Source organism: Helicobacter pylori (assembly GCF_014498195.1).
GTDB classification, from domain to species: domain Bacteria; phylum Campylobacterota; class Campylobacteria; order Campylobacterales; family Helicobacteraceae; genus Helicobacter; species Helicobacter pylori_DO.
In genome coordinates, this window is the sequence record NZ_JACTGH010000010.1 from 13,724 (window position 1) to 31,797 (window position 18,074).

An 18,074-nucleotide genomic window follows, 5' to 3' on the forward strand; every position below is an offset into this window, starting at 1 on the left:
AATCTCGTTCTTTTAGGGGGGTATTATATTATAATAAGATAAATTTGATTAATAAGGATGCAAGCTTGCAAGAAATTAAGTTGGATATTTATGCCACTTTGGTGTGCATGGTTTTAGTGTTACTCTTGGGGCGTTATGTGATTTCTAAAGTCAAGTTTTTACGCGATTATGATATTCCAGAGCCTGTTGTGGGCGGGGTTTTAGTCGCTTTTTTTATCATGTTAGCGCGTCAGTTTTACAATTTTGGTTTGCAGTTTGATTCTTCTTTAAAAGATCCTTTAATGCTGACTTTTTTTATCACCATTGGTTTGAGCGCGGATTTCAAATCTTTACAAAAAGGCGGGAAAATGCTTGCGATCTTTTTGCTGGCTGTGGCGGGGTTTGTGGTGTGTCAAAATGTGGTGGGGATTTCTATCGCTAGCCTTTTAGGGGTCAATCCTTTAATGGGGCTTTTAGGGGGGTCTATCGCTTTAGTGGGAGGGCATGGCACTAGCGCGGCATGGGCTAATTTTTTCACCCAAGCGCCTTATAATTTTAGCTCCAGCTTAGAAGTGGGCATGGCGTGCGCGACTTTTGGCTTGGTGAACGGGGGGATTATTGGAGGGCCTGTCGCTAAATATTTGATTTCTAAATACAAACTAGAACCTAAAGACACCAAAGAAAAAGACACTTTAGAGGGCGTGGTGTCTAAAGGCTTTGAAACCCCTAAAGAGCAACGCCTAATCACCGCATCCAGTTTTGTAGAAACTTTAGCTTTGATTGCGATCGCTTTATTAGTGGGGACTTTTTTATCGCATTTGATGCCTAAAAGTTTCACCTTGCCGACTTTTGTGTGGTGCTTGTTTGTAGGGGTTATTTTAAGAAATGCCTTGTCGTTTTTTAAAATCCATAGCGTGTTTGACAGAGAGGTTTCAGTCATAGGGAACGTGAGTTTGAGCCTGTTTTTAGCCTACGCTTTAATGAGCGTGAATTTATTGGAATTGTTAAAACTCGCTGTGCCGTTAGCGGTTATTTTGAGCGTTCAAGTGGTGGTTATGATCCTTTATGTGGTGCTTGTAACCTTTAGGATATGCGGGAAGGATTATGATGCGGCGGTGTTGTGCGCGGGGCATTGCGGTTTTGGGCTTGGAGCGACTCCAACGGCTATGGTGAATATGCAAACCATCACCAACCACTACGGGCCATCGCATGTAGCGTTTATCGTCGTGCCTTTAGTGGGAGCGTTTTTTGTTGATATTATTAACGCTTTAGCGATTAAAGGCTTTTTGCTTTTGCCTTTTTTCCCGTCATGAGACTTTATGAGAGTTTATTAGAAATGTGCTTGAATAAGGCATGGGAGCATCAAACCCTAGCCTTAGAAAACCCGAGCGTGGCTTGCATGGTGCTAGATAAACGCCATGAGATCTTGAGTTTAGAAACCCACAAAAAAGCCAAAACCCCGCATGCAGAAGTCTTAGCCGCTAAATCAGCGCTAAAGATTTTACGCCCCAGTTTGAAAAACGATTTAGAAAAGTTAGAAGACCCTAAAACTTTAAGCGATTTTTTAAAAAAACACCACAACAACGCTTTTACAGACTGCGTTTTTTTAATCACCTTAGAGCCATGCAATTCTTATGGCAAAACCCCGGCTTGTAGCGAGTTGTTAGAAATTTTAAAACCTAAAAGAGTGGTCATTGCCGCAGAAGAAAACGAAGCTAAAAAAGGGGGTTTAGCAAGGCTACAAAAGGCTCGTATTGAAACAATAATTTGCCACAATTTAGAAAACAAGGCTAAAGACTTGCTCTTGCCTTTTAGGATAATGGAACAAAAGGGGCGTTTTAATTTGTTCAAACTCGCTTTAAGAATGAATGGGGATTACCATCATGGCAAGATCACCGGGCAAAAAAGCATTATTTTCACGCACAACCAGCGTGCAATATGCGACACTCTTATTATTTCTGGGAAAACCATAAGAACGGATAACCCCTTATTAGACGCTCGCTTTTGCGACAGCTTTTATCAAAATAAAAACCCCAATATCGCTATTTTATCCAAGCGTCCAATTAACCCCCATTCAAAAGTTTTTTCTGCGCCTAATCGTTTGGTCAACACTTTCCATGACCCCAAAGATTTACCCCTAGAGAAGGGGTTTAATTTCATTGAAGGGGGGTGGGAATTGTTTGAGAGCTTGAGGGATAAAATAGACGCATTGCTTTTGCATTCGCATGCGTCTATGATTGGTGAAGCGTTTAGCGCATTCGCTCTAAAAACCCCTTTTAAAGGGCGGTTGTTGCATGCGCAAATCTTAGAAAATGAAGCCCTTTTATGGATAGAAAACTCTTAAGATTATACCAGCCTTTAAACGCTTATTCTTACAATAGCGATTCGCTTTTTTTATACGATTTTTCACGCCCTTTTATCAAAAATAGCGGCGTGATTTTAGACATAGGATCAGGGTGTGGGATCTTAGGCTTGCTCTGCGCTAGAGACAACCCGCTAGCGAGCGTTCATTTGGTGGAAAAGGATAACAAAATGGCGTTTTGCTCCCAAAAAAACGCCCTTAAATTCCCTAACGCTCAAGTGTTTGAGGGCGATTTTTTAGATTTCAACCCCCCGATTTTGTATGATGTGATTGTGTGCAACCCTCCTTTTTATGCCTTGGGCTCTATCAAATCTAAAATTAAAGGGCATGCGAGGCACCAGAGCGAATTAGACTTCGCTTCTTTGGTGGCTAAAGTGAAAAAATGCCTAAAACCTAAAGGGTATTTTATTTTTTGCTATGAAGCCTTGTCGCTTTGCTTGGTCATAGAGAGTTTGAAAAGCGTTAAACTCACGCTAGAAACTTTAAGGTTTGTCCAAAGTTTTAAAGACAAAAACGCCCATTTGATGCTTGGAGCGACTAGGAATAATTCCAAAAGCGCTCTAAAAGTCTTGCCCCCTTTAATCACGCACCATTCCAAAAACCAAAGCGACAACACCAAAGAAGTTTTAAGCATCTATCAAATCTGTAACACTTATTCTATCAAAGCGCTTCTCAATTAGCACCTCTAAATTAAGGATTCAAAAATGAAATGTTCGCATTGCCAGTTGGAGTTTAAAGAAAGTGAGCTTTTTAAAGAGACCATTAATCATAAGGAATTGTATTTTTGCTGCACGGGGTGCGCTAGGGTGTATGCGTTATTATTGGATTTGAATTTAGAGAGCTTTTATGACAAATTAAACGATTCCACTTTAGCCCCCGTAACGCCCCAAGATTCAATGAATATTTTAGAATTAGAACAGGCCCTTGAAGAAAACAATAAGGGCGAATTAATCCTTAATCTTTTGCTAGAAAAAACGCATTGTAACGCTTGCTTGTGGCTCAATCAAAAGGTTTTAGAGCGCTTAAAGGGGGTTAAAAAAGTGAGCGTGAATTTCACCACCCACCACTTGCAAATCGTGTTTGAGAAGTCCTTAAACCCTAAAGAGATTATTCAAAAAATTGAGAGTTTGGGCTATGGGGCTAAAATTTATAACGTGCAAAATTACACCCTAAAAGCCCAAAAAGAGCAGCGCTCCTATTTGCTCACTTTGAGCGTGGGGTTTTTTGCCACCATGAATTTGATGTTTATTGCCATTGCCAAATACGCAAGCTATGGTAGCGCGAGTTATGGTAGCGGCATGGATAAGCTTATGCAAAGGAATTTGGATCTCGTATCGCTCTTTTTAAGCTTGTTGGTGCTAGTGGTTGTGGGGCGTTTTTTTATTAAGGGGGCGTTTTATGGGCTAAAAAATGGCGTTTTGGGCATGGATTTGAGCGTGTCTTTTGGGGCGTTGTCGGCGTTTGTTTATTCTCTTTATGCCATGTTGGTGTCCCAAGAAACTTATTTTGAAGCGAGCAGCACGATTTTAACGCTTGTTTTTGGCTCTAAGTTTTTGGAATTAAAAGCCAGGCTGTTTGCGAATGAAAAATGTCTGGCCCTAGAATCGCATGAAATCCATAGCGTGATTATTGTAGAAAATGGCAAGCAGATAGAAAAACACCCTAAAGATGTGGCGATAGGCTCTGTTGTTTGGGTGCCAAGCGGGGCTAAAATCGCATTAGATGGCGTGCTTTTAAATAACGCGAGCGTGGATGCGTCTTTGATCAGTGGGGAGTTTAAGCCTTTGGAATTGGGGGTTAATGATCCAATTTTAGGGGGTTATGTGAACGTGGGCGTGCCTTTTAGCTATCAAGTGAGCGCAAATTTTCAAAACTCACGCCTTTCTAGTTTGTTAGAAACTTTAAAAAAGAGTTTTTTAGAAAAGCCCTTAATTGAGAGTAGCGCGAATCAAATTGCGGATATTTTTTCTAAAGCGGTGTTGTTTTTAGCCTTTGTAAGCTTTTTATTATGGCAATTTGGTTTGGGGGGTAATTTTGAAAAAGCCTTAATGGTGTGTATTAGCGTGTTAGTCATCAGCTGCCCTTGCGCGTTCGCCTTAGCTACGCCCATTGCGCTAGTGATAGGGGTGTTTAAAAACCCTTTGATCGTGTTTAAAGAAGCGTTGTTTTTAGAAACCCTGGCTAAAGTGGAAAAAATCTTTATAGACAAAACCGGCACGCTCACGCAAAAAGAAGTCCTTTTAAAAGAAAAAATCATTTACGAAGAATTTGATGAAAGGCTTTTGAAGAGCCTTTTAAAAACTAGGGAGCATTTAGCCCATAGCGCGATCCTTAAAACTCTAGATAGCGATGAGGTTGATTTAGAAAAGATAGAGTTTTTCGCTCATGGCTTAAAAGCGAATTATCAAAACGAAACTTTGCTAGTGGGGAGTTTGAAATTTTTAAAATCCATGGGGGTTGATTTAAAGGTTAAAGAGAGCGCTAATATCATGGTAGGCTTTGCGAAAAACAAGACTTTATGCGCGTTATTCATTTTAGAAGAGCGTTTGAAAGCTAACGCTAAAGAAGTCATTCAGGCTTTGCAAAATAAAGGCTTAGAATTAGAAATTTTAAGCGGGGATAATGAAAGCTCGGTTAAAGAGTGCGCGAAAAAATTAGGGATTTCTAAGTATCATGCGAATTTGACCCCTGAAGATAAGGCTCAAATCGTCAGCTCTTATCAAGGCGTGTGCGCGATGATAGGCGATGGCAATAATGACGCGCTAGCCTTAAAAAAAGCGAGCGTTTCTTTGGGGTTTGAAAAAAGCGCTTTGAGTAAAAGCGCATGCGATATTTTGCTTTTAGAAGAGGATTTGAGTTTGTTGGAAAAAGCGTTTGATAACGCTCAAAAAGTCTATCAAGTGGTGTTGCAAAACATTGTTTTGAGCTTGATTTATAACGCTATTTTAATCCCAGTCGCTATGCTAGGATACATCAACCCTTTAATAGCGAGTTTGAGCATGAGCACTAGCTCGCTCTTAGTGGTCTTAAATTCTTTGAGGTTGAAACGCTCTTAAACAAACCACATTGTTTTGGCTAAAATGGCGATTAAAAAGCCAAAAGTTAGAGCGATAGGGTGGATATATTTACCAATAGGGTTTTTCTTACCCAAAAACTTACACGATAAAGAAAAAAGCACCAAAAGAAAAATGCTTAACGCTAAGATCACTTTAAGCATGAGTATCTTTTGAAAAGGGGTTTCACACCAGCCTTTATCGCCCCCCATGTATTGGCTAAGCATCATGCCCCCTGTTAAAACAAGCCCTAAAACGCATAAGGGCATGATTTTGATCGCTCTTTGAGTGATTCCTGTATTCGCTTTATTGGCAAACTCTTCGCCAAACATTTTCTTCACATTGGGGAAAATTACCCCATCAAAAAACAAGTAGCCAATAAAAATAATGGCACACAATAAATGAACAACCAACACATAAGGATAAATCGCATCCATTTAAAATCCTTTATTCATGGGAAAATTAAAGAGTTTTTAATCTACTATAAAAGGGTTTTATTGTCAAGTAGCCCACTATTATGGGAATTTTAGGGGTGGTTTTTGTTTGACTTTTAAGATTGCAATTAGCTATAATAAAATAATTAAAAAAGTAACACTTAAGCGGAGACCCTAGAGAGTGATGCTCAATTTTATGACAAAGAAGAAAAATAGAATGCAAGATTGCAAAATGGTTGGTAAAAATTTTAATCGTAAGGAATCTGTTTTGATAGCTCAATCTTTAGATATTTCTAAAAAAGGCTCGGTAATTTTAGGCGCTCTTTTGAGTTCGTTATGGCTGACAAACCCCTTAAATGCCCATGAAAAGAATGGCGCGTTTGTGGGGATTAGCTTGGAAGTGGGTAGGGCTGATCAAAAGACAAACGCTTATAAAAACGGCGAGTTGTTTCAAGTGCCTTTTGGCGATGTTTCGGCTAATGATGATGGCAAAGTTCCTGACGGGCAGACCGGTGGCTGTCAGCCAGCTTCAGGGACGCCAGGAACGCCAGGCTATACTAAAGCTAACTGCGTAGTCAATTGGACTTCTCGCACCATGCTTAGCACCAATAAAAACATTCCTGGCCGTAACCAGCCGATGTATGGGCTAGGCGTGATGACAGGCTATAAGCATTTTATCGGTAAAAAAAGGTGGTTTGGGTTGCGCTATTATGGCTTTTTTGATTATGGGCATACCAATTTCTCTAACTCCAGAGCCGCTAACGCTATATCGCCTTTTTATTTGAGCGATCAAAAAGCGGACATGTATACTTATGGTTTTGGCACAGACATGCTTTTTAACATTATAGATAAGCCTAAAGCCACGGCCGGGTTTTTTCTAGGCGTGAATTTTGCGGGTAACACTTGGACCAATAATCGTGTGGGGTATTTTAAGGACGGGTATGTTTATGGCGTCAATACGGACGCTGACGCTTACATGACTAACGCTGATGGCACAATCACTTGCGGGGACACGACGCCGGCGAGTTGTGATGTGGGGATTAACCCTAATAGCGTCTATACCACAGGAAAATTAAACGCTAAGGTGAATCACACGATTTTCCAATTTTTAGTGAATGTGGGCATTAGAACCAATATTTTTGAACACCATGGCATTGAGTTTGGTATCAAAATCCCCACGCTCCCTAACCACTTTTTCAAAGGCTCTACTACTATAAGAGCGAAAAAACAAGGCCCGCTAGAGAATGGGAACCCGACTACTATCACAGGAGCAGAAACCAATTTCAGCTTAACCCAAACCTTACGCCGTCAGTATTCTATGTATTTGCGTTATGTTTATACTTTTTAAGTTTGGTAGGGTTTTGGGGTAAGGCCTATAGCTTATACTTATATATGAAAGCTTGATTTGTCAAGCTTTTGGGTTGTCATTGAGTTGCAATAACTCTGCGCTATTTTCTACTTTTTTGATAAAATCATTGATAGCATAACAACATATATTAATATTGTCTTTGAAATGGGCAAATCCCGCATATTCTTTGGCGTCATCATGGATATTTGGAGCTACAAAAACACTAAATTTTTCTCTAATATCAGCGCTATTTTTAATCAATTCTTTTAAATGTCTGGCAATAGGTATCATTTCCAAGGTACTTTGACTTCTATCCCTAATCAAGCTCACTTCTATATAACTTTGGGCTTTTGTGTCCATAGCTACAATATCAGGTTTGTTACCGCTTGCTGTGTATATGGGCAAGCCTTCATCATCGCTTTTATAATTGGGTATCACGCTTAAATTTTCAAAATGTTGTTTCAAGAAAATAGCACTTAAAAATTCCAAGCGCAAAGGTTTATCAATGAGTCTTAAAAAACTATCTTTTGATTCTTGCTTGTTACAAGTAATGAGTAATTCTTGCTTGATAAAATCTTTGGTATAAGTGTTTGCTAGTTCGTTCAATTTGCTTGATTTAACGCTCTCATCAGCGCTGATTGGAGTAACATTAACAAGAAAGCTATCCACGATCGCCATGTAGTTAAAAAAGGCGAGTTTGTTAGCTTGAGTGTCGTTTAAATAGTCCCCTTTAAAAGCCTTATGAGTTTGTAAAATGTAATCTATTTTATTATTTTCATTAGTATTAATATCAATAAACCTACCATTACCACGCAATGAAATGAGTCCTGTAATACGCATTTTTCTAATGTATTCATCAACGGCTTCGTTAGTGATTTGGCTCATTTTAAATCGTATTTTATTAACACTTTCTAAAAGTTTTAGGCATTTTTCATAGATAAATTCATCTGAGTAGCTGAATTCTGTTTTATTGATAGCAACAATTTCTTGTCTTAAACGAATAATGTAGTCATAAAGCCCTTTAGCGTTATCGTCTTTCCAACAAAGTAAAACAGGGATTTCTTTGACAGATAGGGGGGTTAGATGGGCATTTTTGAGTCGTTTTAAAAGCGAGAGTAATAGTTTGAGGGGGTTGTTATGGTTTAAGTTCTTTTTATAAGGGTTTCCTACTTCATATTTAGACAGAGCGTTTAAAAATATAGCCCCAACTACGCTTTCATCAACGCTTTCTTTAAAAGTATCGTTTTCTTTATCGTAATAAGCAAGAATAAGCATCTTAGCGCTATCGCTGATGAGTATTTTCTCATATTTTGCATAGTAGCAAAAACCAAACTCACACATAAGCTTATACCAAGTGTCAAACCGACTTTCCCATCCATGCTCAAAACCCATCTCTTTATGATTTTGTGGGGATATTTCTATAATGCGTTCTAACTCTTCATCGCTAAAGACATACTCATTGGAGTCAAATTTTTCTTTCAATTCTTTATTTTGATTGATAGAAGTAGGTCTATAAAGCCTATGAGCCAAAACGGATTTGATAATTTGCACGATCGTTGAAGATTGAAGGATTTGATTTTCAAACTTTCCTAAAACAGCTAAAAATTGTCCTATTCTTTTAGGGTTTCGCATAGTGGTTGAAAAGCTTAAAATTTTTCGTGCCGGTTTTTTAGTCATAATTAATCACCTATAATTAGTTACAAAGATTTCTTGACTATCTTCTTTAATAGTATTGTCATTATAACTGATATAATTACTTTTGATATTAAAAATATAATATTTTTTAGCCCATTCTTTTAAAATAAAATTAGTCTCTCCCTTGTGATAAATAAGATTAGTTATACCAAATAAAACTCCCTTTTTATCTAGGCTATCTAAAACGCCATATAAGGCTATCTCATTATCGCTATCCCATAACTTGTTGTATTCGCTATTTGAGATTAAATAAGGGGGGTCAAAATAAACATAATCATCTTTTAAATAAGTGGTGTGGTTAAGGAAATCAATATAATCATCATTGTGAAAAATAATGGTGTTTTGCTGTATAAAATCTATGTAGTTTTTTAGGGCATTATAAACATTTTCATTGAAATCCACATTACCTACAGGTAAATTAAAAAGCCCTTTAGAATTAAATCTAATCATGTGATTAAACCCATAAATTAAAAGTAAATACAAATAGAGCATGTTGTTTTGATTGGAGTTAAAATCAGCCCTTAGTTTTTCATAAGCTATTTTATTGTATTTGGCGTAGTAAGTTTTTATATATTGTTTTTTTAATTCATCAGGGGCTGTAATCCCCTTAAAAGAGAAAGACAAGCCATAATGAATGATGATTTTAGACAATTCATCAAAAAGCTCACAAGTATTGAACTTGCTTAAAGTTTTATGCAAATTGATAATATTGGTATCTATGTCGTTAGCTAAGTATCTTTTAGCCTTAGTGTTTAAAAACACGCTACCCCCACCCACAAAAGGCTCAATAAATTGATTAATATTATTTGGGAATAGCTTATTGAGTTGTGGCATGAGTTTATATTTATCCCCTACATAGAAAAAGGGAGAACGAATGCCTTTTTTCAAGGTTTCACTTCCACTATAAATAAAAATTCTTTATGCTCTTTAAAATCAGTTTTTCCTGAATTAAAAAAACCATGAGCCTTTTCTTTAACACTTAATTTTCCTTTTTGGCTTAAAATTTCCACTAAATCTTTAAAGCCTATTTTATTTTGCGAAGAGCTAGACTTAGAATTATAGGTATTATTATAAGTTAAAGCAATCCTTTTACAATCTAGTTTTTCAATTAAATCGCTCAATTCTTTCTTGGCATTAGAGCGACAATATTCGCTCATGTTCTCGCGTAATGGCTTTAAAGCTGTTCCATAGAGTTTGGGTTTTTTCCACTGCACTAGGTTTTCATAGAGATGATAAAACCGGCTGTATTGCCTTGAATTGTATGGAGGGTCAATAAAGACTAAGTCTATTTTTAAGGTTTTAGCCAATTCGTTAGCGTTTTTTCTCTCTATCATGATATTTTTATCATGCTTTATAGGGCTAATAAGCTCAAAAATAAATCTATCTTGCAAAATCTCTTTTTTCCTATAAGCTTCATAATGCCCTACCGTGTTAGCTATTTTATCCATTGAATAAATCAAGCTTGTTAATAAAATATCTTTATTTAATTTATCTAAATTCAAGCTTTCTATATGCTCTCTAATGCTACCGATTTTGACGCAATCTTTATAGCTGAAAAATTTGTCGCTAAAATGTTGGCTAAAATAATTTTCTTCTAGCTTTAAAGCTTGAGTATAATATTCTTTCAGTTCTTCAAGCACCTTAAAATCAGCGTCTTGCCCCCTAAAAAAAGCATGATAAATGACTTCATTAGAAAATAAAATATCATTTATAATAATATTTTTAATGTTAGGAATAGTGGCAAATTGACCAGCCACTACCCCACTTCCGGCAAAAATATCGCACACGCTTTTGATATTATTTAATTTTAAATTCCCAAATACCCACTCTATAAGCTTGGTTTTTGAGCCGATATACCGGCGGTTTTTTAGATTAAATCTTTCCACTAGCCACCTTTAAACTAAGAGGATAAAACCACTTAGTAATATGTAAGATTTAAAAATCATAATCTCTTATTAAGCTTTTTAAAATACCAAAGACTAAGAGCTAAGAATATAAAAAAGGGCGATAGCACGCCTATTTCAGGAATGAGTATCCCTGAAATGCTGAACTTCCCTAAAGCAAAGAATAGCCCCCAAACAACGAGCGTGATAATGATAAACTTTAGCCCTAAAAGAGCCAGGTTTTCATAGCGGGCGAGACTGGGCGAAAAATAAGCGATTAAAACGCTTAAAAACGGCACAAAAAAGGGCAAAATCGCAAACACATACAAAAACGAGCGCACTTTTTTCGTGTCGGCGTTTTGGCGCATTAGAGCATGCAAGGATAAAAGAGCGTCTGTGATAGAAACCGCAGGCTTGTTTTGATAAATGGTGTCTAAAACTTTAGGGCGGAAATTTTTGAGCGTTTTAAAGGTTTTTAAACGCGTGGTGCTTAAAGCGTTTGTGCCCAGTTCAAAATTTAAGGGCATCTCATAGATAGTAGTGTCATGCAAAATCCAATATTTGTCTTCAAAAAAAGCTTCTTTAGCTTCAGCATAAGATTCTAAAGTTTTATCTTTCAGGCGAAAAACCTTGATGTTTTGGGCTTTTTGCAATAAGGGATTAATCTTATCAAAATACACGTAATCATCGTTGTATTTCACTAACAAATGCTCTGAAACGCTCAAAGAATTGTCTTTATAGATCAAATTTTGCGTTTTTTCTTCCATGTACACAAAAGGAGTCGCGTTCAACCCCACATAAACAGCCGTGAAAAACAAGCTGATGAAAAAAATAGGGTTTAAAATCTGGCGTTTGGAAAAGCCAATGGAGAGCAGGGCGGTGTATTGGTTGGATTTAATGAATGCGATATAAAATAAAACCATTGCCAAAAGCAAGGAAATGGGCAAGGTGTAATTGAGTGCAAATAAAATATCATAGGTGAAAAATAAGATGATCATGTTCGCAGAATCGGGCATTTTATCGGCGTATTTCAAGCTGTCAATGCCTACAAAAAACAATTCTAAAGCTAAAAGCACGATTAAAAAGTATTTGAAATAATACCACCCCACAAATCTAAACAAACGCACTTTAAATCCCTAATTTTCTATTTTTAAAGGGTTTTTGAGCGTGAAACGATTTTGCATGGCGTTAAAATCATGGCTTTCTATAAAAAATTTTAAGGCGTTTTTGGCATGTTCAAACACAGCGTTTTTTAAGGGCTCTTCGTTGTTATGGAATTTTGAAAGCACATGCTCAACCACATCAATTCCTTTAGAAATCCCCACCCTCAAGCGGTAATAAGAATTAGAACACAACGCATCAATAGATTTTAAGCCATTATGCCCCCCATTTCCTCCACCCTTTTTAAATTTCACAACGCCTAAAGGTAAATCCAAGTCGTCATGGACAATTAAAAGCTCTTTAGGTTTATAAAAATTTTTAGTGCTTAAAACGCTCTCGCCGCTTAAATTCATGTAAGTTTGGGGCTTGAGTAAGATAAAATCCTTATAAACGCATAAACAAGCGTTGTGTTTGGGAGAAAAAGTGAAAGAAAGATCCAATTCGCTAACGAGCGAATCTAAAATATCAAAACCAGCGTTGTGTCTGGTGTGAGCGTAACGCAAAGTAGGGTTGCCTAAACCTACTAAAAGCGTCATCACCTGAAATCACTTCGCCTTAATCACACCGATCACAGCGATAGAATCATGATCTAAAATCTTAACATTCTCGTGTTTTTCTAAATCGCGCACCAAAATAGACTCATTCACGTCTAAAGGGGCTACATCCACTAAATAGTGATCGGGCAAATGCTCTGGAGCGCATTCCACGCTGATACGCTTTTTAGAGAGCATCAAAATCCCTTTATTTTTCAAGCCCACTGGAGTGCCTTGGTGTTTGACAGGGACTTTAAACTTGGACTTCACGCCCTTAGTAACAGCGAGTAAATCCACATGGATAAGCTCGTTAGTAACGGGGTTTTTTTGGTATTCTTGAACCACGACTTCAAAAGTCTTATCCCCTAATTTCACCGGGAAAATCAAATGCTTTTTTTCCTTAAGGTATTTAATGAAGGGGTTTAGTTTGAACGCGCCATTCACGTTTTCAATACCCTTCCCATAAACGTTTGCGATTAGATAGCCATCTTTTTTTAAAGCTTTAGCGTTAGCTTTAGTAATACTCTCTCTAATAACGCCTTCTAACATGTCAATCCTTTAAAATAAAATAAGGGCTTATTCTATCCAAAAAACCCTTAAAAATCAAAAACCGCTTAAAAGCTTTTCAAAGGATTGTTTGAACGCTATCAAGCCTTCTTTAAGGAGTTTTTGAGCGGTGTTTTCTAAATCAATGTTGTGCGTTTTTAATTCTTTTTTAAACGCTTCAATTTCTGTGATTTTTAAAGGGGTTTGATACTCGGTGTTGGGGTCAAGCAAATAAGCGTTTAAAGCCTCTAGGGGGGCTGTATTGATAGAGTTTTTAAAACACAGCGCTTTAATGTAATAATCTTTAGCTAAAGCGTTGGATTTAACGCCGGTGGATGCAAAAAGAGCGCTTGTTAGCTTATTAGCATGCTGATTAATTTGGTAATAGCACTCGGTAGCGTTCATGATCCCGCTTTGAGCTTGCAAATTTTTTGGCACTAGTGGGTCTATTTCTTTGTCAAATCGTGAGACAAACACGCTAATGACCGCTCTCTTTCGCGCTTCTTTGGCTAAGATTTGAGCGATTTCACCGGCAATTTTAGGCGAAAAGACTAAAGTTACATTAATGGGGATAGAGGCTTGAGCCAGAGCACTAATGACTTCAAAAGCGCTTTCACTCGCCGGGACTTTAATCATCACATTAGGGCGGTTTAATGCTTTGAATAACCGCTTGGCTTCATCAATGCTTTTAATCGCATCATCTTCTAAAAAAGGGTCAATTTCTAGGCTAATATAGCCGTTGTTAGGGTCTTTTTCATACAAAGGCATTAACGCGTTAGAGGCTTGTAAAATATCCTTTAGCGCCAGAGTTTCATAAATTTCTTTAGCTTTTTTGCCTTTGAGTTTAGCGATTTCATCTTGATAAAACGCGCTTTTTGTGATCGCTTCACAAAACAAACTAGGGTTACTCGTCGCCCCGCAAATAGCCCCCTTATTGATGAGCTTTAAAAAATCGTTTTCTAAAAAATCCCTTTCTATAAAATCGCACCACAAACTGAATTCTTGCATGTTCATCCTTGTTTTAAATTGAGATAATAATCTTTAACGACTTCTTGGTCGCTAAAAAAAATCGTTTTGTCTTTAAAGATTTGAGTGTTTTCATCGCCCTTGCCTAAAATCAACAACACCTCATCGTCTTTTAAATTTTCTAAAGCGTTTAAAATGGCCTTTTTTCGGTCTTTTTCTACAATGACTTTAGAAGAATTATTGATGCCTTTTAAAATATCCTTAATGATGTCTTCTTCGTTTTCGCTTCTAGGGTTGTCTGAAGTTAAGATGATTTGATGCGCATAACAACTCGCTATCGCTCCCATTTTAGGGCGCTTGGTTTTATCCCTATCGCCCCCTGCCCCAAAAAGAGCGGTGATTTTTTGACTTTTAAAGCTTTCAAAAACCTGTTGCATGCCGTCTGTTGTGTGGGCAAAATCCACGACCACTAAAGGTTTAGGATGCACAATTTCCAAACGCCCCTTAACCCCATAAAAGTTTTCCAATAACGGCGCGATTACTTCTAGCGGTAATTGAGTGAGTAGTTTGACCCCCAAAACGCCCGCTAAAATATTATAAAGGTTGTAACGCCCTAAAAGGGGGGAATGCATAAGGGCGACTTCTTTGAGATTAGGATCTCTTAAATCTTGTTGGTAGCATAAAGACGCGCTAATGGAGGGGTTGAGCGAAAAGGCTTGAACGTTCAAATGCGCTTTTTTATCTAGCGCGTAAGTGTGTGCGTTAATGGGGTTAAAAAGGGCGTTTGTTTCATCTCTGTTGATGACTTTCAAGCCCTCATCTTTAAAAAAGCTGTTTTTAATATCTCTGTAATTTTCTATATTTTGATGGAAATCTAAATGATCGCTTGTGATATTAGTGAGGACTTTAAGGGCAAAATCAAGCCCAGCGGTGCGCTTTTGGACAATCGCATGGGAGCTCACTTCCATGATAAAGTATTCACACCCCAAACGAATCGCTTCTTCTAAATCGCTATAAAGCTCTAAAAGAGTGGGCGTGGTCAAGCCCTTTTCTTTGATGCGTTCATCGTTAATAAAAAACCCTCTTGTGCCTAAAAGAGCGGTCTTTTTATTCAAATCTAAGAGCAAGGAATACATCAAGCTCGCTGTGGTCGTTTTACCATTAGTGCCTGTAATCCCTACAATTTTCATTTTAAAATCAAAGTAGTTTTTAAGCTCGTTAAAATCTAAAATAGCCAGGTTTTTTTCTGCAATTAAGGGGGCGTATTTTTCGTTTAAAGGCGTTTTGACAAAAAGGATTTCTTCAGGGTTTTCTAAAACTTCATTCGTGTTATCGCTTAAAAAAGAATAGGCACGGTTTTGATAAGTCAGGGTTTTTTTAAGCTTCATTCTTTAAGCCTTATTGGATTTTAAGGCGTCTTCTAAAAGAGAACGCAAAAATTCATCATAAATAAAAGAATCTTCATGCATGTTTTCAATGTAATTTATTGCTAATTCATAATAGCCATAATGGTTCAATTCTTTCAAAAATTCATAAAAATCCTCTTTATTGTCAAAAATCACCCTAGAGCTGAACATCAAATCTTCAAACGCTTCCTTAAAGCCGCGCTCCAAACTCAAGCGTTTGAAATCCGCATACAAAATGCCATTCAACTCCTCGCCTTTTTGAGAAATTTGCGCATCAATCTTTTCAGTCATTTGGTTCAATCCCTCATCAAAAGAAGCGATCAAATTGATGATTTGCTCTTCAGCCTGGTTTTTTAAACTCCGTTTTTGCATAGCGATCAAGCTTTGATACAATTCATAAAAGCTATGGGCTTCTTTAGGGAAATCTTTAGCGATGTCGCTTAATAACGCCCCCACTTTGGCTTTTTGGTTGTCTTTATCCAAAAACAAAACTTCAGAAAAAAGGCGTAACGCTTCAGCGTAATGGGCTTGCTTGAACGCTAAAAAGCCATCTTTAATCAACGCGCGCTTTTTAAATTCATAATCAAACTTTTGCATGCCTATAATCCTTAAAGCTTATCAAACTCCTTAGCGTTTTCTAAGCACACCACTTCTAAATTGGGGTGAATGTCCATTTTAAGCTGCCTTTCAATGACATTTTTTAAAGTGATTTTACTGCTAGAGCAAGTCTTGCACGCTCCCTCTAAAGCCACATAAATTTTCATGCTTTTCACCCCTAGCACTTCAATATTACCGCCATCTTTGAGCAAGTAAGGGCGGATCTTTTCTATCACAATACGCACCGGTTTTTGTAAATCTTCATCGCTAAATTCTATCATTTTTAAAAACCTTATTTTTAAAATTTTACTTTAAGATACCATATAATGAGCCATTTTTATCAAACAACGCTTTTTAAGAGTGGCTCAAGGGCTAATTGGATAGAATAAGACCACTATTAGAATAAGGTTTTGATGACGATATGGAAATTAGAAACATCAAAGAGTTTGAAAAAGCTTCCAAAAAACTCCAAAAAGACACTTTAAAGATCGCTCTCGCTCTTTTGTTTCTCATCGGTGCTGCTTTGCTCGCTCTCATTTTTGGGCAGGCTAATTCTAAGGGATTGTTGCTTATTTTTGCGGCTGTGATTGGGGGGTATATGGCGATGAATATTGGCGCGAACGATGTGTCTAATAATGTCGGCCCTGCCGTAGGCTCTAAAGCCATTAGCATGGGCGGGGCGATTTTGATCGCTGCGATTTGTGAAATGCTTGGAGCGATCATTGCTGGGGGGGAAGTGGTCTCTACGATTAAGGGTCGTATCGTTTCGCCTGAATTTATTAATGATGCGCATGTTTTCATTAATGTCATGTTGGCTAGCTTACTCAGTGGGGCGTTGTGGTTGCATGTGGCGACTTTAATAGGCGCTCCCGTTTCCACTTCACACTCTGTAGTGGGGGGGATTATGGGGGCTGGAATGGCAGCAGCTGGAATGGCAGCGGTCAATTGGCATTTTTTATCCGGCATTGTGGCTAGTTGGGTAGTCTCGCCTTTAATGGGGGCTTTGATAGCCATGTTCTTTTTAATGCTCATTAAAAAGACTATCGCTTATAAAGAAGATAAAAAGAGCGCGGCTTTAAAGGTCGTGCCTTATTTGGTAGCGTTGATGAGCTTAGCCTTTAGCTGGTATTTGATGGTTAAGGTTTTAAAACGCCTCTATGCGGTGGGTTTTGAAATCCAACTGGCTTGCGGCTGCATCCTTGCGCTTTTAATCTTTATCCTTTTTAAAAGATTTGTGTTAAAGAAAGCCCCGCAATTAGAAAATAGCCATGAAAGCATTAATGAGCTTTTCAATGTCCCTTTGATTTTTGCTGCTGCGCTTTTAAGTTTTGCGCATGGGGCTAATGACGTGGCTAACGCTATAGGCCCCTTAGCGGCCATCAGTCAAACTTTAGAAGATGCAAATAGCCCTATAGGGAATACTTTAAGCTCTGTGCCGTTGTGGATTATGGTAGTGGGGGCAGCCGGGATCGCTTTAGGCTTGAGTTTGTATGGGCCAAAGCTCATTAAAACGGTGGGGTCTGAAATCACAGAATTAGACAAAATGCAAGCCTTTTGCATCGCGCTTTCAGCGGTCATTACCGTGCTTTTAGCCTCTCAATTAGGCTTACCGGTAAGCTCTACGCATATTGTGGTGGGCGCGGTGTTTGGGGTGGGCTTTTTAAGGGAGCGCTTAAGGGAGCAATCCAGAAGGCGTTTTGCTAGGATCAGAGACAACATTGTAGCGGCGCACTTTGGGGAAGATTTAGAAGAAATTGAAGGTTTTTTAGAGCGCTTTGATAAAGCCAATTTGAAAGAAAAATCGCTCATGCTAGAGAGCTTGAAAAAAAGCAAGAACACCGCCATCGCTTTGGAATTGAAAAAGAAAGAAAAAAAGTCGCTTAAAAAAGTGTATAAAGAAGAAGTGATCAAACGCTCCATTTTAAAAAAGATTGTTACCGCTTGGTTGGTAACCGTGCCGGTTTCTGCGCTTTTAGGCGCGCTTCTTTTTGTGGCTCTTGGTTTTATAGAAAAGTATTTCTAGGGTTTTTGAAGGCTTGATTTTTAAAGTTAGGCTTAATCTTTTATGTTAAAATTCTGAGATTTTATATATTTTATATTTATCGTTAGGT

17 protein-coding genes are annotated in these 18,074 nt (G+C 37.9%); 6 read left to right on the forward strand and 11 right to left on the reverse strand.

Annotated features, from left to right (window positions below; genetic code table 11):
• Positions 1-65: 65 nt before the first annotated feature.
• Genes gltS through H7N67_RS05695 form a run of 4 tightly spaced genes read left to right on the forward strand, consistent with a single transcriptional unit; the run spans position 66 to position 5,397 of the window.
• On the forward strand, positions 66-1,292 hold the full coding sequence (gene gltS, locus H7N67_RS05680; protein WP_187939328.1) for a sodium/glutamate symporter: 1,227 nt from the start codon (positions 66-68) through the stop codon (positions 1,290-1,292).
• Positions 1,289-2,323: a bifunctional diaminohydroxyphosphoribosylaminopyrimidine deaminase/5-amino-6-(5-phosphoribosylamino)uracil reductase gene (locus H7N67_RS05685; RefSeq protein WP_187939329.1), complete on the forward strand. Its 1,035-nt coding sequence runs from the start codon at positions 1,289-1,291 to the stop codon at positions 2,321-2,323. The genes gltS and H7N67_RS05685 overlap by 4 nt, the downstream gene beginning before the upstream one ends.
• The gene (locus H7N67_RS05690; RefSeq protein WP_187939330.1) at positions 2,305-3,021 is read left to right on the forward strand and encodes a tRNA1(Val) (adenine(37)-N6)-methyltransferase; all 717 of its coding nucleotides are present in this window, start codon (positions 2,305-2,307) and stop codon (positions 3,019-3,021) included. The genes H7N67_RS05685 and H7N67_RS05690 overlap by 19 nt, the downstream gene beginning before the upstream one ends.
• 24 nt (positions 3,022-3,045) lie before the next feature.
• Positions 3,046-5,397 carry a heavy metal translocating P-type ATPase gene (locus tag H7N67_RS05695; RefSeq protein ID WP_187939331.1) on the forward strand — a complete coding sequence of 784 codons (2,352 nt, stop codon included), beginning with the start codon at positions 3,046-3,048 and terminating at the stop codon, positions 5,395-5,397.
• Here H7N67_RS05695 and H7N67_RS05700 read toward each other — a convergent pair.
• Positions 5,394-5,831 carry a CopD family copper resistance protein gene (locus H7N67_RS05700; protein WP_000338876.1) on the reverse strand — a complete coding sequence of 146 codons (438 nt, stop codon included), beginning with the start codon at positions 5,829-5,831 and terminating at the stop codon, positions 5,394-5,396. The genes H7N67_RS05695 and H7N67_RS05700 overlap by 4 nt on opposite strands.
• Before the next feature lie 181 nt (positions 5,832-6,012).
• Here H7N67_RS05700 and H7N67_RS05705 point away from each other — a divergent pair, with 181 nt between their 5' ends.
• Complete coding sequence (locus tag H7N67_RS05705; RefSeq protein ID WP_162491367.1) at positions 6,013-7,176, forward strand: outer membrane protein; 1,164 nt, start codon at positions 6,013-6,015, stop codon at positions 7,174-7,176.
• Positions 7,177-7,236: 60 nt separating this feature from the next.
• Here H7N67_RS05705 and H7N67_RS05710 read toward each other — a convergent pair whose 3' ends face one another.
• From H7N67_RS05710 to H7N67_RS05755, 10 genes are read right to left on the reverse strand one after another with little or no spacing between them, the layout of a single operon-like run.
• Positions 7,237-8,853, reverse strand: coding sequence for an AlwI family type II restriction endonuclease (locus H7N67_RS05710; protein ID WP_187939332.1), 1,617 nt, complete (start codon positions 8,851-8,853; stop codon positions 7,237-7,239).
• A 6-nt stretch (positions 8,854-8,859) separates the two neighbouring features.
• The gene (locus H7N67_RS05715) at positions 8,860-9,759 is read right to left on the reverse strand and encodes a Dam family site-specific DNA-(adenine-N6)-methyltransferase (protein WP_080373299.1); all 900 of its coding nucleotides are present in this window, start codon (positions 9,757-9,759) and stop codon (positions 8,860-8,862) included.
• The gene (locus tag H7N67_RS05720) at positions 9,756-10,757 is read right to left on the reverse strand and encodes a DNA adenine methylase (protein WP_187939333.1); all 1,002 of its coding nucleotides are present in this window, start codon (positions 10,755-10,757) and stop codon (positions 9,756-9,758) included. Before H7N67_RS05720 ends, H7N67_RS05715 begins: the two co-directional genes overlap by 4 nt.
• A 56-nt stretch (positions 10,758-10,813) precedes the next feature.
• Positions 10,814-11,881 (reverse strand): LptF/LptG family permease, encoded by a 1,068-nt coding sequence (locus H7N67_RS05725; RefSeq protein WP_187939334.1) that lies wholly within the window; start codon positions 11,879-11,881, stop codon positions 10,814-10,816.
• 9 nt (positions 11,882-11,890) lie between these two features.
• Entirely contained in the window at positions 11,891-12,451 is a 561-nt protein-coding gene (gene pth, locus H7N67_RS05730; RefSeq protein WP_187939370.1) for an aminoacyl-tRNA hydrolase, read from the reverse strand.
• 9 nt (positions 12,452-12,460) lie between these two features.
• Complete coding sequence (locus H7N67_RS05735) at positions 12,461-12,997, reverse strand: 50S ribosomal protein L25/general stress protein Ctc (RefSeq protein WP_000889333.1); 537 nt, start codon at positions 12,995-12,997, stop codon at positions 12,461-12,463.
• 54 nt (positions 12,998-13,051) lie between these two features.
• Entirely contained in the window at positions 13,052-14,002 is a 951-nt protein-coding gene (tal, locus tag H7N67_RS05740) for a transaldolase (protein ID WP_187939335.1), read from the reverse strand.
• Between the two features lie 2 nt (positions 14,003-14,004).
• The gene (locus tag H7N67_RS05745; RefSeq protein WP_187939336.1) at positions 14,005-15,348 is read right to left on the reverse strand and encodes a UDP-N-acetylmuramoyl-L-alanyl-D-glutamate--2,6-diaminopimelate ligase; all 1,344 of its coding nucleotides are present in this window, start codon (positions 15,346-15,348) and stop codon (positions 14,005-14,007) included.
• A 3-nt stretch (positions 15,349-15,351) separates the two neighbouring features.
• On the reverse strand, positions 15,352-15,963 hold the full coding sequence (locus tag H7N67_RS05750; protein ID WP_001168589.1) for a hypothetical protein: 612 nt from the start codon (positions 15,961-15,963) through the stop codon (positions 15,352-15,354).
• 11 nt (positions 15,964-15,974) lie between these two features.
• Positions 15,975-16,244: a NifU family protein gene (locus H7N67_RS05755; RefSeq protein WP_000569296.1), complete on the reverse strand. Its 270-nt coding sequence runs from the start codon at positions 16,242-16,244 to the stop codon at positions 15,975-15,977.
• 140 nt (positions 16,245-16,384) lie between these two features.
• Between H7N67_RS05755 and H7N67_RS05760 the strand changes: the two genes are divergently transcribed.
• Positions 16,385-17,986: an inorganic phosphate transporter gene (locus tag H7N67_RS05760; RefSeq protein WP_079375562.1), complete on the forward strand. Its 1,602-nt coding sequence runs from the start codon at positions 16,385-16,387 to the stop codon at positions 17,984-17,986.
• Positions 17,987-18,074 lie beyond the last annotated feature (88 nt).

Bases quoted from the DNA above. Each gene is read 5' to 3' on its own strand.
- H7N67_RS05745 (WP_187939336.1), bottom strand. From the start codon at position 15,348: ATGAAGCTTAAAAAAACCCTGACTTATCAAAACCGTGCCTATTCTTTT.
- H7N67_RS05690 (WP_187939330.1), top strand. From the start codon at position 2,305: ATGGATAGAAAACTCTTAAGATTATACCAGCCTTTAAACGCTTATTCT.
- H7N67_RS05685 (WP_187939329.1), top strand. From the start codon at position 1,289: ATGAGACTTTATGAGAGTTTATTAGAAATGTGCTTGAATAAGGCATGG.
- H7N67_RS05750 (WP_001168589.1), bottom strand. From the start codon at position 15,963: ATGCAAAAGTTTGATTATGAATTTAAAAAGCGCGCGTTGATTAAAGAT.
- H7N67_RS05695 (WP_187939331.1), top strand. From the start codon at position 3,046: ATGAAATGTTCGCATTGCCAGTTGGAGTTTAAAGAAAGTGAGCTTTTT.
- tal (WP_187939335.1), bottom strand. From the start codon at position 14,002: ATGCAAGAATTCAGTTTGTGGTGCGATTTTATAGAAAGGGATTTTTTA.
- H7N67_RS05760 (WP_079375562.1), top strand. From the start codon at position 16,385: ATGGAAATTAGAAACATCAAAGAGTTTGAAAAAGCTTCCAAAAAACTC.
- H7N67_RS05700 (WP_000338876.1), bottom strand. From the start codon at position 5,831: ATGGATGCGATTTATCCTTATGTGTTGGTTGTTCATTTATTGTGTGCC.
- H7N67_RS05710 (WP_187939332.1), bottom strand. From the start codon at position 8,853: ATGACTAAAAAACCGGCACGAAAAATTTTAAGCTTTTCAACCACTATG.
- pth (WP_187939370.1), bottom strand. From the start codon at position 12,451: ATGACGCTTTTAGTAGGTTTAGGCAACCCTACTTTGCGTTACGCTCAC.
- H7N67_RS05705 (WP_162491367.1), top strand. From the start codon at position 6,013: ATGCTCAATTTTATGACAAAGAAGAAAAATAGAATGCAAGATTGCAAA.
- H7N67_RS05755 (WP_000569296.1), bottom strand. From the start codon at position 16,244: ATGATAGAATTTAGCGATGAAGATTTACAAAAACCGGTGCGTATTGTG.
- H7N67_RS05735 (WP_000889333.1), bottom strand. From the start codon at position 12,997: ATGTTAGAAGGCGTTATTAGAGAGAGTATTACTAAAGCTAACGCTAAA.